Origin of the sequence: Pseudarthrobacter sp. LMD1-1-1.1 (assembly GCF_040676255.1) — a bacterium.
In the GTDB taxonomy this organism is placed as follows: Bacteria; Actinomycetota; Actinomycetes; order Actinomycetales; family Micrococcaceae; genus Arthrobacter.
In genome coordinates this window covers 118022-133173 of record NZ_JBEGHP010000027.1, presented here as the reverse complement: position 1 = coordinate 133173, position 15152 = coordinate 118022, and the positions used below count along the sequence as shown (strand labels likewise).

At 66.9% G+C, this 15152-nt stretch carries 11 protein-coding genes; 2 read left to right on the top strand and 9 right to left on the bottom strand.

Features of this window, described 5'->3' with window-relative positions:
• Window positions 1–36: 36 nt before the first annotated feature.
• From MRBLMD1_RS21650 to MRBLMD1_RS21620, 7 genes are all read right to left on the bottom strand, one after another.
• Entirely contained in the window at window positions 37–2082 is a 2046-nt protein-coding gene (locus MRBLMD1_RS21650) for an ABC transporter ATP-binding protein (protein WP_159632800.1), read from the bottom strand.
• Window positions 2079–3812 (bottom strand): ABC transporter ATP-binding protein, encoded by a 1734-nt coding sequence (locus MRBLMD1_RS21645; RefSeq protein ID WP_364403626.1) that lies wholly within the window; start codon window positions 3810–3812, stop codon window positions 2079–2081. Before MRBLMD1_RS21645 ends, MRBLMD1_RS21650 begins: the two co-directional genes overlap by 4 nt.
• A gap of 233 nt (window positions 3813–4045) precedes the next feature.
• A complete protein-coding gene (locus MRBLMD1_RS21640; RefSeq protein WP_364403623.1) occupies window positions 4046–6256 on the bottom strand; it encodes an MDR family MFS transporter in 2211 nt (736 codons plus the stop codon).
• A complete protein-coding gene (locus MRBLMD1_RS21635; RefSeq protein ID WP_364403620.1) occupies window positions 6249–6743 on the bottom strand; it encodes a MarR family winged helix-turn-helix transcriptional regulator in 495 nt (164 codons plus the stop codon). The genes MRBLMD1_RS21640 and MRBLMD1_RS21635 overlap by 8 nt, the downstream gene beginning before the upstream one ends.
• Window positions 6744–6899: 156 nt before the next feature.
• The gene (locus tag MRBLMD1_RS21630; RefSeq protein WP_364403617.1) at window positions 6900–8612 is read right to left on the bottom strand and encodes a thiamine pyrophosphate-binding protein; all 1713 of its coding nucleotides are present in this window, start codon (window positions 8610–8612) and stop codon (window positions 6900–6902) included.
• A gap of 4 nt (window positions 8613–8616) precedes the next feature.
• The gene (gene speB, locus MRBLMD1_RS21625; protein WP_364403614.1) at window positions 8617–9681 is read right to left on the bottom strand and encodes an agmatinase; all 1065 of its coding nucleotides are present in this window, start codon (window positions 9679–9681) and stop codon (window positions 8617–8619) included.
• A gap of 171 nt (window positions 9682–9852) precedes the next feature.
• Complete coding sequence (locus tag MRBLMD1_RS21620; protein WP_224025126.1) at window positions 9853–10428, bottom strand: helix-turn-helix domain-containing protein; 576 nt, start codon at window positions 10426–10428, stop codon at window positions 9853–9855.
• Window positions 10429–10688: 260 nt separating this feature from the next.
• On the opposite strand from MRBLMD1_RS21620, the gene MRBLMD1_RS21615 reads away from it, so the two are divergent.
• Entirely contained in the window at window positions 10689–12209 is a 1521-nt protein-coding gene (locus tag MRBLMD1_RS21615) for a sodium:solute symporter (protein WP_364403611.1), read from the top strand.
• A 75-nt stretch (window positions 12210–12284) separates the two neighbouring features.
• On the opposite strand, the gene MRBLMD1_RS21610 is transcribed toward MRBLMD1_RS21615, so the two are convergent.
• Complete coding sequence (locus tag MRBLMD1_RS21610; RefSeq protein WP_159632808.1) at window positions 12285–12509, bottom strand: hypothetical protein; 225 nt, start codon at window positions 12507–12509, stop codon at window positions 12285–12287.
• A gap of 266 nt (window positions 12510–12775) precedes the next feature.
• Between MRBLMD1_RS21610 and MRBLMD1_RS21605 the strand changes: the two genes are divergently transcribed.
• Window positions 12776–13915: a VIT1/CCC1 transporter family protein gene (locus MRBLMD1_RS21605; RefSeq protein WP_364403607.1), complete on the top strand. Its 1140-nt coding sequence runs from the start codon at window positions 12776–12778 to the stop codon at window positions 13913–13915.
• 48 nt (window positions 13916–13963) lie between these two features.
• Here the strand turns inward: MRBLMD1_RS21605 and MRBLMD1_RS21600 are convergent, their stop codons facing one another.
• Window positions 13964–15094: an LOG family protein gene (locus tag MRBLMD1_RS21600; RefSeq protein ID WP_364403605.1), complete on the bottom strand. Its 1131-nt coding sequence runs from the start codon at window positions 15092–15094 to the stop codon at window positions 13964–13966.
• Between the last annotated feature and the right edge of the window lie 58 nt (window positions 15095–15152).

Below are 15152 nucleotides of genomic sequence, written 5' to 3'. Positions count from 1 at the left end.
GCACCAGCACCTCGATCCGCTGGCCGCCGTGCGCGCTCAGCTGCGCACCGCCGTCGAATCGTCAACCGGGAAGTCCCCGGCGTCCGCCCCGGCAAACTGCGACATGTAGAGGCGGTGGTAGGCCCCGCCGGCAGCGAGCAGCACCTGATGGTTGCCCTGTTCCACGATTCGTCCGTTCTCCATAACCAGGATCGTATCCGCATCACGGATGGTGGAGAGACGGTGCGCGATGACGAAGCTGGTCCGGTCTGAGCGCAGCGCCGCCATGGCCTTCTGCACCAGGAGCTCGGTGCGGGTGTCCACGGAACTGGTGGCTTCGTCCAGGATCAGCAGCGACGGGTTGGCCACAAATGCGCGGGCAATGGTGATCAGCTGTTTCTCGCCGGCACTGACGTTGTTGCCCTCTTCGTCGATCACGGTGTTGTAGCCCTCGGGGAGCGCCCGGACGAACCGGTCCACAAAGGTGGCCTTGGCGGCCGCCATGACCTGCTCCTCTGTGGCGTCGAGGTTGCCGTAGCGGATGTTGTCGTAGATGGATCCGCCGAACAGCCAGGCGTCCTGCAGCACCATGCCCACCTTGGAGCGCAGTTCGGAGCGGCTGAGGTGGGTGACGTCCACACCATCCAGCATGATGGAGCCCGAGTTGAGCTCGTAAAAGCGCATCACCAGGTTCACCAGTGTGGTCTTGCCGGCTCCCGTGGGCCCGACGATGGCCACGGTGTTGCCAGGCTCCGCCGTGAAGGACAGGTTCTCGATGAGCGGCTTGTCCGGGGTGTAGCTGAAGGTGACGCCCCTGAAGTCCACGTGCCCGTCGGTTTTGGCCGGCAGGTGTTCGGTGGCGGTTTCGGCATCCTGTTCGTCGGCGTCCAGGAATTCGAAAACGCGTTCCGAGGACGCTACGCCGGACTGGAGCATGTTGGCCATTCCGGCCATCTGGCCCAACGGCTGGGTGAACTCGCGGGAGTACTGGATAAACGCGGTGGCATCGCCCAGGGACATGGCGCCGGAGGCCACCCGGAGTCCGCCCACCACGGCGATGCCCACGTAGCTCAGGTAGGACACGAACTGCATGACGGGGAAGATGATCCCGGAGACGAACTGCGCCCCGAAGCTTGCCTTGTACAGGGCCTCGTTGCGTTCCTCGAACCGGGCCAGCATGTCAGCGTCCCGGCCGAAGACGCGGACCAGGTCGTGGCCGGAAAAGGATTCCTCGATCTGGCCATTCAGCGACCCGGTGTTTTTCCACTGGGCTGCGAACAGCTTCTGGCTCCGGGCCCCGATCAACCCGGCCGCCACCCCGGACAGCGGGAGCGCCACCAGGGCGATCAGCGCCAGTTGCCAGGAGACGATGAACATCATGATCACAATGCCCACCACGGTCAGCACGGAGTTCACCAGCTGCGCGAACGCCTGCTGGAGCGCCTGTTGGATGTTGTCGACGTCGTTGGTCACGCGGGACAGCACGTCGCCGCGCTGCCGGGTGTCGAAGTAGTTCAGCGGCAGGCGGTTCAGCTTGCTTTCGGTATCGTCGCGGAGCCGCCGGATCACTTTCATGACGATGCGGTTCAGCACGTACCCCTGCAGCCACATGAAGATGTTGGCCACGAAGTACATGAGCAGGACGATGGCGATGAGCATGCTGAGCCTGCTGAAGTTGATGCCGGTGCCCGGTACCAGTTCCATCCTGGAAACCATGTCCGCGAAGTTGTCCTGGCCCTGCTGGCGCAGGCCTGCCACGAACTGCTCCTTGCTGGCGCCGGCCGGCAGCTGCCTGCCGACTACCCCGGCGAAGATGACGTCCATGGCCTGGCCCAGGATCTTGGGAGCTATGACGTTCAGGACCACGGAGATGACCACCAGGCCCACCACCGCGTAGATGCCCATGGCCTCGGGCTTCAGGAGGCCCATGAGGCGTTTCGCGGAAGGCCAGAAGTGCTGGGCCTTCTTGGCGGGCATGCCACCGAACATGTCCCCGTCCGCCTCGGAGGGCGTGAATTCCTCCTCGAAGTAGTCGTCGTCCTGCGGCGGGGCGGGCTGTGTGGCCTGTTCCACGGAATCGGCATCCTTCCTGCGGGGACTCATGCCACTTCCTCCACGCTCAGCTGGGATTCAACAATTTCCTGGTAGGTGGGCGAGGTTTCCAGGAGTTCCTCGTGCGTGCCGCGGTCCACGATCCGCCCGTTGTCCAGCACCAGGATCTGGTCGGCCTCGGTGATGGTGGAGATCCGTTGGGCCACGATGATCACGGTGGCGTCCGACGTGGTGCGCTTGAGGGCTGCGCGGAGCCGGGCGTCAGTGGCGACGTCAAGGGCGGAGAAGGAGTCGTCGAACAGGTAGACCCGCGGCTTGGTCACCAGGGCGCGTGCGATGCAGAGGCGCTGGCGCTGTCCGCCGGACACGTTGGTGCCGCCTTGGGAGATCCGGGAGTCCAGGCCGTTCTTCTTCTCGCGGACGAACGACTCGCCCTGTGCGACCAGGAGGGCGTCCCACAGTTCCTGGTCTGTGGCCTCGGTCTTGCCGAACCGGAGATTGTGCCCGATGGTGCCGGAGAACAGGTAGGGGCGCTGGGGCACCAGTGCCACGCGCCGAGTGATCTCTGCACGGTCCAGCCTGTCCACGGGGACCCCGTCCAGCAGCACCTGGCCTTCCGCGGGGTCATACAGCCGCGGCAGGAGGGACAGGAGGGAGGTCTTGCCGGCGCCTGTGGAGCCGATGATGGCGATGGTCTGACCGGGCCGGGCGGTGAAGCTGATGTTGCTCAATACGGGCGACTCGGCTCCGGGGTAGGCGAAGGTCACGTTGCGGTACTCCACCACCCCGGCAAGGGCGGCCGGGGCCTCGGGGTTTAGGGGGTCGTGGATGGAGGGCTCGACGTCGAGCACCTCGCCGATGCGGTCGGCGCAGACGGAGGCGCGCGGGATCATCATGGCCATGAAGGTTCCCATCATGACGGCCATCAGGATCTGCAGCAGGTATTGCAGGAACGCGGTCAGGGACCCCACTTGCATGGCACCGGCGTCCACGCGCTGGCCGCCAAACCAGAGCACGGCGGCGGTGGACAGGTGCAGGATCGTGCTGATGGCCGGGAACATGAGGACGAACAGGGCACCGATGCGGAGCGAGACGTCCGTGAGTTCCTTGTTGGCGCCGCCAAAGCGGTCCGTCTCATAAGGTTCCCGCACGAAGGCCCGGACCACCCGGATGCCGATGATCTGTTCGCGCAGCACGGCGTTGATCCGGTCGATCTTCCGTTGCATGGAGCGGAACAGCGGCATGAGCCGGACCACCAGGTATCCCACCACCACGGCCAGCAGCGGGACGGACACCCAGACCAGCCAGGACAGGTTCAGGTCCTCGCGCAGCGCCATGATGATGCCGCCAATGCACATGATGGGCGTGGCCACCATGAAGTTCAGTCCCATCAGGAGGAGCATCTGCACCTGCTGGACATCATTGGTGCCCCGGGTGATCAGCGTGGGCGCGCCAAACGCGTTGACGTCCTTGGCGGAGAAGCTGGTGACCTTGCCGAACACGGCGCGGCGCAGGTCCCGGCCAACGGCCATGGCTGTCCTGGAGCCGAAATAGACGCCGGCGATGGCCGCAGCCACCTGGGCGAAAGCCACAAGGAGCATCAGCGCACCGGTTCGCCAGATGAAATCGGTGTCTCCGCGCGCCACGCCCTGGTCGATGATCTGGGCGTTCAGGCTGGGCAGGTAGAGCGCGGCGATGGTGGCGGCAAGCTGGAAAATGACCACGGCGGCGATATACGGCAAATACGGTTTGGAGTAGCGCCGTATGAGGGTGAGGAGCATGGACTCAACTCTAGTAACGCCCACCGACAATTGGGCTCCGGCGGAGCATCTTTTCCCGCGCCCGCCCGCTGGTGACGGCGGGGGCCCGGCACAACCGCCACAGGCCGGCATGTTGCATGAAAGCCGCAGCCCGCACCCGGAGGGTTTCCAGGTGCGGGCTGCGGCTTTGTTGCTTTCCGCCGGGGGCTTGGCCGGCCCCGGCAGGGACGGCTTATTGCCGGCCTGCGGGCCGGCTACAGTCCCTGGTCCGGCTCCGAAGAACCATCGGCGGACGGAGTGGCAGTCGGGGCTGCGGCACTGTGCCGGCCGTGACCGGCCAGGTACAGCGCGGCTGCTGCCTGGATCTTGCGTTCCTTCAGCAGCTTGCGCTGCAGCCGGCTGAGCTCTGCCGCCGTGGCGGCCTGCCTGGCAGCCACCTCCTGCTGGGAGCGCAGCTGTTCCTGGATGTCCAGCACCATGGTTCCCAGTTCGGCCTGCTGGCGGGCCAGCAGGTGCTGGGTGTCCTGCAGCTTCTGCAGGGTGTCAGCGGCGCTGGCAATCGCGTTGGCGGCCTTGTCCACGTTGTCCGCGGACCGCAGGTCCAGCTCTTCCGAGCGGAAGCTGCGTGCAAAGACGTCCTCGAAGTCTTCCGTGGCAACCCTGCCGGACGCTGCTGCCGCAGCGGCAGCACCGGCGTCGTACATTTTTGCGGGAGCCGCGGCAGTCCGCACGGCGCTCCGGGGGGTGATGTCCCCGGCTGGGGCGCCCCTGTCCGGCGCGGCAGCGGAGACCATGGGCAGCTGGCCGGTCATAGCCGTCATGCCCGCTTCACCGGCCGCGTTGGCCTGCAGCGCGGCCTCGGGGGTGATGTCGACCGTCTTGCGCAGCGGCACTTCGTTGATGAAAATCACGGCGATGAGGGCAACGGCGCTCACCACGGCGGAGATCATGAAGATGCCGGCCGTGGCATCACCGTAGGCGGCGCGCATGACGTCCGCGATCGGTGCAGGCAGGTCCTTGAGGTCCAGGGTGGCACCGCTGTTGCCGCCGGACTGGATGCCCAGCTTGGCGAGCCCGTCGGTGGCCAGGTCCTTGACGTGGTTGGCCATGACCGCGCCCAGGACGGACACGCCGATGGCACCGCCCACGGAACGGAAGAAGGCCACGGAGGCGCTGGCGGAGCCGATGTCCTTGGCCTGGACGGTGTTCTGGACCGCGAGGACCAGGTTCTGCATGAGCATGCCCAGGCCGATGCCGAAGATGCCGGTGTAAAGGCCGGTCAGCCAGAGTTCGGTGGTGTGGTCCATGGTGCCGGCGAGGGCCAGGCCGCCGATCAGCAGGATGGTGCCGCCGATCAGGAAGCGCTTCCACTTGCCGTAGCGGCTGATGAGCTGGCCGGAGACCACCGAGCCGACGAGGTTGCCGGCGATCATGGGCAGCGTGAGCAGGCCGGCCTCGGTGGGCGTTGCACCGCGGGCCACCTGGTAGTACTGGCCCAGGAAGGTGGAGGAACCGAACATGGCAACGCCGACGGCCACGGAAGCCACGATGGCCAGCGCCGTGGTGCGCTCGGAGATGATCTTCAGCGGGATGATCGGTGCGGACACCTTGGACTCAACCAGGACCAGCAGTGCGAGCAGCAGGACGCCGCCGCCCACCATGACGGCCGACTGCCAGGACCACCAGTCGTAGTAGTCGGCCTTCCCGGCGAAGGAAACCCAGATCAGGAGCAGGCTGACGCCGGAGGTCAACAGGATGGCGCCGAACCAGTCGATCTTGGCAGGACGGCGGACGTGGGGGATCTTCAGCGTGACCTGGAGCAGGATCAGGGCGACGACGGCGAGCGGCACGCAGACGAAGAAGGTCCAGCGCCAGCCGAGTGAGCTGTCCACGATGAAACCGCCCAGCAGCGGGCCGCCGGCGGTGCCGACGGCCATGACGGCGCCCATGTAGCCGGAGTATTTGCCGCGTTCGCGCGGCGGGATGATGGAGCCGATGATCGCCTGGGCCAGGGCGGTGAGGCCGCCCATGGCGATGCCCTGGATCACGCGGGCGGTGAGCAGGAACGGGATGTTTTCGGAGAAGCCTGCCATGACCGAGCCGGCCACGAAGATCACGATGCTGAGCTGGACCAGGACCTTCTTGTCGAAAAGGTCTGCCAGCTTGCCCCAGATGGGGGTGGTGGCCGCGTTGGCCAGCAGTGCCGCCGTGATGACCCACGCGAAGTCCGTTTGCGTGCCCTTGAGCTCGGACATGATGGTGGGCAGCGCGTTGGCAACGATGGTGCTGCTGAGGATGGCGGTGAAGAAGGCAGCGAGGAGGCCGGTCAGGGCCTCCATGATCTGCCGGTGGTTCATGGGCGCGCCCGGTTCGTGGCGCTTGGATTGCCGCGATTCCTGTCTGGCGGTGCGTTCGCGCTGGCGCTCCTGCTCCTGGTCCGCGGCGGCGGCGGTGACGTTAGCCATTAATGGACTCCTGCGTTTTCTGTTCGGTGGTGGTTCCGGCCGCCCTTGCCCGGATGGAATTCTTCAGGGATGCAGTGAGCTTGTTCAGCATCGCGGCTGTTGCAACGGCATCGTCCTCGTTCCAGTCCGACAGGTACGCCTGGAGCGTTTCCGCCCGGTGCCGCACCAGCTCCGCCAGCTTCTCCTTGCCCCGCGGGGAAAGTGCCAGCAGCTGGGCCCGGCCATCGTCCGGATCCGGCGTGCGAAGCACCAGGCCTGCGTCAGCCAGCTCGGCCACGTGCCGGCTGAGCACCGGCGCGCTGACCCCCAGGCGCTCGGCCAGGTGCGCTGCGCGGGTCTCCCCTTCGCCGATGAACCTGAGTACGCCCTGGAGGGCGATCCCGGTGTCCTGGCCTTTGACGTTGATCATGGTCACGCAGCGCAGTGCACGCTGGAGGTCATAGATGTGGCTGACGAGGTCGGCTGCTGTGGCCGGTGCGACAGACATGATGCTCCCTAAAGAATTAGTTGCTGCAAGCAACTGTATCAGGAAAAGGTTGCTTAGGGAAACGAAGTTAGTGGCGTTGCCGGCTTAAACGCCAAGCTCCCCCACTTCAGCCGGAGGTGATCCGGTAAGCGGGGGAGCTTGCAGGCGGCGTTGGAGTCAGGGCGCCAGATGGGTGGGGCCGAACATCTTCAGGAGGGTTTCGACCACGACGACGTTGGGGCCGTCCGCAGCGAATCCGGCCCTGAGCGCGTCCCCCACATCTTCCGGGGCAACCCGCGTTGCAGGCACACCAAAGGATTCGGCGAGCTTCACGAAGTCGGGCCGGGCCAGTTCGGTGGCGGTGGCCTTGCCGAACGCACCCACCATGTATTCGCGCAGGATGCCGTAGCCGCCGTCGTCCACAATCAGCCAGGTGACCGGCACGTTGTGCTGCTTCGCGGTGGCCAGTTCGGCAATGGAGTACATGGACGAGCCATCGCCGGAGACAGCGAGGACGCGGGCAGAACCAGCCGGCCTGCCCAGCGTCTCCAGCCCCACGGCAGCACCGATGGCCCCGGGAAACGCGTAGCCCAGGCCGCCGGCGCCCTGGGCGGAGTGGAACTGGCCTTCACGGGCGTCCCAGCAGGACCAGCCCCAGTACGCGGCGATGGTCATGTCCCAGAAGGTCTGCATGTCCGCCGGCACGGCCTCGCGGATATCCGCCATGAACTTCAGTTCCTTGGCCAGGTCCTGCGATTCCAGCCGGGCGCGGACCTTGGCAAGTGACTCTTTAACCAGCTCTTCCGGGGTGCTGCCGTGCCAGTCCGGCGTGGTTGTCCTGCCCGGCTCGAGGGCCGCGTCAAGAGCCTCGTCCAGCGCCGCGAGCGCCTGGCCGGCGTCGGCGCGGATGCCCAGGCCTGGCCGGTTGGACTCCAGGACGCGGGGTTCGGCGTCGATCTGGATGATCCTGCCGCGCGGCTCGAAGGTGAAGTAGTTGGAGGTGACCTCGCCCAGGGATGACCCGATGACCACCAGGACGTCGGCGTCCTCGAGGAGGTCGGTCATGTACCGGTCCTCGATCCAGGACTGCAGGGACAGCTCGTGGTTCCAGGGGAATGCGCCGTTGCCGCCCGGGGTGCAGATCACCGGCGCACGCAGTTTTTCCGCGAGGGACAGCAGCGACTTCTCCGCCTTCCCTCGGCGCGTGCCGCCGCCGGCGATGATGGCCGGGCGCTGTGCTGATTCCAGCCACTTCACGGCCTCGCGGACCAGCTCGATGCGCGGCGGGTTGTCAGCCGCCTCTGCCAGGGCATCCTCCACCGGCGGGACCATGATCGGGTCCAGCAGCACGTTCTGCGGGATCTCCAGCCATACCGGGCCCTGCGGCGAGGAGATGGCTTCTGTCCAGGCGTCCTGGATGGCCGAGGGGATGCCTGAGGCGTGCTGGATCAGCCGCTGGCTTTTGGTGACGTTGGCGGCGGAGGCCTTCTGGTCATCGAGCTGGTGCAGCATGCCCTTGCGCCGTGCACCCAGCCCCTCCAACGGGATCTGGCTGGCCACCACCACCATCGGAACGCCGGTGGCGTAGGCCTCCTGGAGTCCGGCCAGCGAGGTCAGCGCGCCGGGGCCGGTGGACAGGAACAGCACGCCCACCTCGCCGGTGGCGCGGGAGTACCCGTCCGCGGCGAAGGCGCTGTTGTTCTCAACCCGGGAGGACACAAAGTGCAGGTTTCCGCGGCCCATGGCGTCAAAGAGGCCCAGGGCGTGCTGGCCCGGAATGCCGAACACAGTCTTGGCTCCCAGCGCTTCCAGGGTTTCGACGACGAGGTCCCCGCCGTTGCGGGCACCGCTCCCCTGCTCCGGGACAGGTGCGGCGCCGGATTCCGTCATGGCCCTACTCCTTGCCGGCGGCCGCGAAGCCGGCGGGGCGGCGGGCCTCCTGGCCGAGCGCCTGGGCCTGGTACCCGGTCTCTGCCCCGAACCGGCTGCCGGGCACTGCGCTGTCCGCCATGAGGGTCACCAGTTCGTAGGCGACGTGGCTGGCGGCCACGCCGGTGATCTCGGCGTGGTCATAGGCGGGCGCGACTTCGACGACGTCGGCGCCCACGAGGTTCATGCCACGGAAGCCCCGGATAATTTCCAGGAGTTCACGGCTGGTAATGCCACCCGCTTCGGGGGTGCCGGTACCGGGCGCGTGGGCCGGATCCAGGACGTCGATGTCCACCGAGATGTAGAGCGGGCGGTTGCCGATGCGGTCCCGGACCTTGGCCACGGTCTCCAGGACACCCTGGTAGTAGACGTCCGCGGAGGTGACGATGCCGAACCCAAAGCGGTGGTCGTCGTCGAGGTCCTTCTTCCCGTACAGGGGGCCGCGGGTGCCGATGTGGCTGATGGCTTCGGTGTCCAGGATGCCCTCTTCCACTGCGCGGCGGAAGGGGGTGCCGTGGGTGTACTCGGCACCGAAGTAGGTGTCCCAGGTGTCCAGGTGTGCGTCGAAGTGCAGCATGGCGATGGGCTGGCCGGCGCGTTCGGCGGCGGCGCGGAGCAGCGGCAGGGCGATGGTGTGGTCCCCGCCGAGGGTCAGCAGCCTGCTGCCGGAAGCGGTCAGGTCCAGCGCGTTCTGCTGGATGGTCTCGATCGCCTCGTTGATGTTGAAGGGGTTGACCGCCATGTCGCCGGCGTCGGCCACCTGGATGTTCTCGAACGGGCTGACGTCCCAGGCCGGGTTGTAGGGCCGCAGCAGGCGGCTGGCCCCGCGGACGTGGTTCGCGCCGAAGCGGGCGCCCGGGCGGTAGGAAACCCCCGAGTCGAAAGGCACCCCCACTACTGTCACATCAGCCTTGGCCACCTGGTCCAGCCGCGGAAGGCGGGCATACGTGGCAGCTCCGGCATAGCGGGGGATCCGGGATGAATCGATGGGGCCAAGGTTGCCGTTGGCTTCAATGCGCAGCTCTTCCAATGGAGGCCTCTCCTTCGAGGAGTTGACGGGACTGTGTGACTGCCATCATACACCGCGGTTTTCTAATGAGCATCAGGTGTTTACAAAAAGGTCCCCGGGCGCACAACTGGGTAGCAGCAGGTGTCGTTATGGAGGTCCATAACGACACCTGCTGCTACCCAGTTGGGGAGGTCAGCGGCTCGCGGCGGGCACCAGGACCCAGAGCACCTCGACCGGCTTGTCGGTGGGGTTGACCCAGGTGTGGGGTTCCCGTCCCGGGAAGGTCACGGTGTCGCCCGTCTCGAGGTCGTATTCCTCGTTGGTGAGGATGAGCTTGATGGACCCCTTGATGACGTGCAGGACATCCACGTCGCAGTCCACGGCGTAAAGCTCGGACTCACCGCGGCCGTGCGGTTCGATCACCGCCTGGATGATTTGCACCCGCCGCTCCGAGCGGGCCGTCAGGAGCCGCTCCACGATGCCCTGGCCGCCAAGCGAGATCCGGGGACCGTCGTTGCGTTTGGTCAGGTGGGTTTCGGGTGCCACGAAAAGGTCGCCGATGGAGATGGAGAGCACCTGGCACAGCGTCACCAGGGAGGCAACGGACGGTGATGTCAGGTCCCGCTCCACCCGGCTGAGGAAACCTTTGGTCAGCCCGGTGGCATCCGCGACCTGCTCGATGGTGAGCCGCTGGGACTGCCTGGCGGCCCGGATCCTGGAGCCGATGGCAACAGGGACATTGCTCGGCTCAACTGGCAGTGCCTTCATCTACGAACCTTTCACGGCCGGCAGTCCGGCTCCACTCTCGAGCCATACTAATCGGCACCGCTTTTGTGACGCGCGCATGCCACACCCGCGCGGCTGCAGGCGCGGCCTCCTTGACTGTCACTCACGTCACACCCTAGTCTTTGGAAACTCCTGTTGCCTATAAGGCAATTGCAGGACCCTCTCCGTATTCGTCCGCGGCGGTTCCGGGCGTCCCTGCCCAAGGTCCCACACCCGGCCCCAACAGCTCCAAGGAGCCATTTATGGATGCAAGTGCCATCAACATCGCCATTGTGGTGGTGTATCTTCTCGCGATGCTGGCCTTCGGCTGGTGGGGCAAGTCCCGCACCAGGAACAACAGCGACTTCCTGGTGGCCGGACGCCGCCTGGGCCCGTTCCTGTACACGGGAACCATGGCCGCCGTCGTCCTGGGCGGAGCGTCCACCGTGGGCGGCGTGGGGCTTGGCTACAAGTTCGGCATCTCCGGGATGTGGCTGGTGGTGGCCATCGGTGCGGGCGTCCTGCTCCTGAGCCTGCTCTTTGCCGGGACCATCCAGAAGCTGAAGATCTACACGGTGTCCCAGATGCTCACGCTCCGCTACGGAAGCAGGGCCACCGAGGCGTCCGGCATCGTCATGCTCGCCTACACACTGATGCTCTGCGCCACCTCCACGGGCGCCTACGCCACCATCTTCGTCGTTCTTTTCGGCCTTGACCGGGCACTGGCCATTGCCATCGGCGGCGCCATCGTGCTGGTGTACTCCACCATCGGCGGCATGTGGTCCATCACGCTGGCGGACCAGGTCCAGTTCGTCATCAAGACCGTGGGCATCTTCTTCCTGATGCTGCCCTTCACGCTGAACGCCGCCGGCGGCCTGGACGGGATCCGCAGCCGGGTGGACGCCAGCTTCTTCCAGATCGACGGCATCGGCATCCAGACGATCATCACCTACTTCGTGGTCTACACCCTGGGCCTGCTGATCGGGCAGGACATCTGGCAGCGCGTGTTCACCGCCAAGACCCCCAAGGTGGCCCGCTGGGGCGGCGCCACTGCAGGCATCTACTGCATCCTCTACGGTGTTGCCGGCTCCCTGATCGGCATGGCCGCCAACGTTGCACTATCCAACGTCAAGATCGCCGCGAAGGACGACGTCTACGCCGAGGTTGCCCAGAACATCCTGCCCGTCGGCATCGGCGGCCTGGTCCTGGCGGCTGCCGTGGCGGCCATGATGTCCACCGCCTCCGGCGCCCTGATCGCCGCCGCCACCGTTGCCCGCGCCGACGTCCTGCCGTTCGTGGCCGGCTGGTTCGGCAAGACGGTCAACACCGGAGACACCGAAAACCCAGAACACGACGTCAAGGCCAACCGGATCTGGGTCCTGGCGCTGGGCATCGTGGCCATTGTCATCGCCATCGTTACCAAGGACGTTGTCGCGGCCCTGACCATTGCGTACGACATCCTGGTGGGCGGCCTCCTCGTGGCCATCCTCGGCGGCCTGGTGTGGAAGCGCGGCACCGGCCCGGCGGCCGCGGCATCCATGGCGGTCGGCTCCGTGGTGACCCTGGGGACCATGATCATCCTTGAGATCAATGCCGAGGTTCCGCTGGACGGCATCTACGCCAACGAACCCATCTACTACGGCCTGCTCAGCTCAGCCGTTGTGTACGTTGCCGCCTCGCTGCTCACGCGCCCCACCGATCCCGCAGTCATGCGCGCGTGGCAGCGCCGCGTTGCCGGGCAGGAACAGGAAGGCGCTCCGGAGGAAGTCCTCGCCGGCCGCTGACCTGCAGGGATTGAACGCACGACGACGGCACCTCCTTTCGCCCTGCAGCGAAAGGAGGTGCCGTCGTCGTAAGTCCTACTCCCCCGTGTCGCGCTCGTCGTCATCCAGCGGGACCTCACGGTCCTCGGCGTCGATGACTACCGGGGCCGGCTGGACCACCGGCTCTTCCTCGTCGATGAACTCGTCCTCCGCGTCCCAGTCCGCGTCGTCTACCGGTGCATCCTCGGCGTAATCGTAGGCGGGGTCCGCTTCGACGGCGTCCAGGTGCGGCATGTCCGGGTGCTGTCCGGTGGTGCTCATGATTCAACCTCCGTATATTCGCCTGACGTGCTCTTTCAGGTAGGGCGCAGCCTGCGCCACACCTTCATCAGAGCACCGGCCGGGCGGACGGGTCAATAGCCGCAGCGGACCCGGAGAAGAGCCTGCAACCCGGGCGCGGGCACCGCCGGTTTTAAGGTAAACCGAAACTTCCCAGCGAGGTTTGCCAGCCAAAAAACCGCGGAAATCCGCAGTAGGCTGGCAGGGCAAAGGCGCGAGTTCATGCCCTTTCCAGCCCAGGAGTTACAGTGTCGCAGCACGCCCAGCCCGAATCCCACGCCACGCCCGCGGAGGCCGCCAACCCAGCCCAGCCCTCGCCGTCGAACATCAAGCGGTGGCGCCAGTACCTGGCCGATGAGCGCGCCGAAGCCGCCGTCTACCGGGACCTGGCCCAGAACCGCGAAGGCGAGGAACGGTCCATCCTCCTGGCCCTGGCCGAGGCCGAAGGCCGGCACGAGGCCCACTGGCTCGCACTGCTGGGCGAGCACGCCGGCAAGCCGAAGAGGGCCTCCGCCCGCAGCCGGTTCCTCGGCTTCCTGGCCCGCCACTTCGGTTCCGTGTTTGTCCTGGCCCTGGCCCAGCGCGCCGAGGGCCGCTCCCCCTACGCCAAGGACCCCAACGCCACCGCTGCGATGGCCGCCGATGAACAGATCCATGAGGAAGTAGTGCGGGGCCTGGCCACCCGCGGCCGCAACCGCCTGGCCGGCACCTTCCGCGCCGCGGTCTTTGGCGCGAACGATGGCCTGGTCAGCAACCTCTCCCTGGTGATGGGCATGGCCGCGTCCGGCGTGGCCAGCAGCGTGGTGCTGCTCAGCGGCATCGCCGGGCTCCTGGCCGGTGCCATGTCCATGGGCGCGGGCGAATTCATTTCCGTCCGCTCCCAGCGGGAACTGCTGGCGGCCACCCGGCCCACGCAGGTCACGCTGGCGGCCGCGCCGCAGCTTGACCTCGAGCACAACGAGCTGCTCCTGGTGTACCTGGCCCGCGGGATGTCCCGGGAAGCGGCCGAACACCGGGTGGCCGAGCGCATGGGCCTGTTGCCTTGCGACTGCGATCCCAGCCTGTCCCTGCAGCCGGACCTGCCGGAGGAAGAGGACCAGCATGAAGCAGTGGGCACGGCCTGGGGTGCGGCGCTGTCCAGCTTCTGCTTCTTCGCCTCCGGCGCCATCGTTCCCATCCTGCCGTTCCTGTTCGGCCTCACCGGTGTCGCTGCCCTCGTAGTGGCGGGCGCCCTGGTGGGAATCGCGCTCCTGGCGACCGGGGCCGCCGTCGGCCTGCTGTCCGGCACGTCCCCGCTGACCCGCGGCCTCCGGCAGCTTGCCATCGGCCTGGGCGCGGCAGCCATCACGTACCTGCTGGGCCTGCTCTTCGGCACGGCCGTCGGCTAGCACCATGCGGAAGGATCCTTCGTGGAGGTCCTCCGGCAGCGTTCAGCGCTACCGGAGGACCTCCACTGCTTCCTCCACCGTGTCCACCAGGTGGATGTAGTCCGCCATGGCCCTGCCTGCGGCCAGGCTGCGGAGCATGGGCCAAGCCGGAAACTCCTGCTCCCAGTGCCTGCGCCCCACCAGCACCATGGGTGCCACCTTCTCGCGGGCGCCGTAATAGTTCTCGCAGGCGTCCTGGAAGATCTCCTGGACGGTGCCGGCCGCTCCCGGCAGGAAGACGATTCCGCCATGGCACAGTTCCAGCAGGATGGCTTCTCGGATGGCATTGGCGAAGTACTTGGCGATGTGCGTGGCGAAGTAGTTGGGCGGTTCGTGTCCATAGAACCAGGTGGGGATCCCGAGGGACGGCGTCCCGTCCGGATGGCGTTCGACGACGGCTGCCGCCGCACGCGCCCACGCCGACACCGAGGGACGGAAGCCGGGAACAGCGGCGAGCGCGGCAAGTGCTGCCTGCACCTCGTCGTCCGAGGCCCGGCTGAGGTACGCCCCGAGGTTCGCCGCCTCCATGGCCCCGGGGCCGCCGCCCGTTGCCACCGAGTGGCCGTCGAGGGCAAGGAGCCTGCCCAGCCGGGCAGCGTCCGCAAATTCCCGGCTGCCGCGGGGCGCTGCGTGGCCGCCCATCACGCCGACGATTGAGCGGCGGGGCCACGCTGCAGACCGGGTCAGCTCATCCAGCGCATCACCGATGGCGTGGTCATGCAGGGCCGAGGCCAGCGTTGAGTCCACACGGTGGCGCTGGCCAGGCTGGATGCTCCAGTGATAGATGCGCGCATCCGGCAGCTCCTCATACGGCGCGGTTGCCAGTCCCGCGTACAGCTCGGCCGGCGAGTACAGGACGGCCCGGTACGGGTCGAAGGGGACGCCCTCCAGGCGCGGGAAGATCAGGGCGCCGCGGCTGCGGAGGTTGGCTTCCATGCCGTCGTCGAAGAGGCAGCCCAGGAACATCGCGCCCTCGACGCTGACGTTTTTGAGTGCCGCCGACCGGCCCCGCAGGTCCAGCGACTGCGCGTGCCAGCCGTGCAGGTTGACCGCACCGCCGGCCACCAGGCTGTCGAAGCTGGCCAGGTCCTGGACTTCGAGGTTGCGGGGGCGGGGACCAAGGCTTCCGGCGAAATTCATGGTTGCTGCCCCGCGCTCCACATCATGGAGCCAGCCTAGGCCACCCCACGCAAAAAGC

Excerpts from the sequence above, each read along its gene's own strand:
- MRBLMD1_RS21615 (WP_364403611.1), top strand. The coding sequence starts at position 10,689 with ATGGATGCAAGTGCCATCAACATCGCCATTGTGGTGGTGTATCTTCTC.
- MRBLMD1_RS21645 (WP_364403626.1), bottom strand. The coding sequence starts at position 3,812 with ATGCTCCTCACCCTCATACGGCGCTACTCCAAACCGTATTTGCCGTAT.
- MRBLMD1_RS21640 (WP_364403623.1), bottom strand. The coding sequence starts at position 6,256 with ATGGCTAACGTCACCGCCGCCGCCGCGGACCAGGAGCAGGAGCGCCAG.
- MRBLMD1_RS21620 (WP_224025126.1), bottom strand. The coding sequence starts at position 10,428 with ATGAAGGCACTGCCAGTTGAGCCGAGCAATGTCCCTGTTGCCATCGGC.
- MRBLMD1_RS21650 (WP_159632800.1), bottom strand. The coding sequence starts at position 2,082 with ATGAGTCCCCGCAGGAAGGATGCCGATTCCGTGGAACAGGCCACACAG.
- MRBLMD1_RS21600 (WP_364403605.1), bottom strand. The coding sequence starts at position 15,094 with ATGAATTTCGCCGGAAGCCTTGGTCCCCGCCCCCGCAACCTCGAAGTC.
- MRBLMD1_RS21635 (WP_364403620.1), bottom strand. The coding sequence starts at position 6,743 with ATGTCTGTCGCACCGGCCACAGCAGCCGACCTCGTCAGCCACATCTAT.
- MRBLMD1_RS21610 (WP_159632808.1), bottom strand. The coding sequence starts at position 12,509 with ATGAGCACCACCGGACAGCACCCGGACATGCCGCACCTGGACGCCGTC.
- MRBLMD1_RS21630 (WP_364403617.1), bottom strand. The coding sequence starts at position 8,612 with ATGACGGAATCCGGCGCCGCACCTGTCCCGGAGCAGGGGAGCGGTGCC.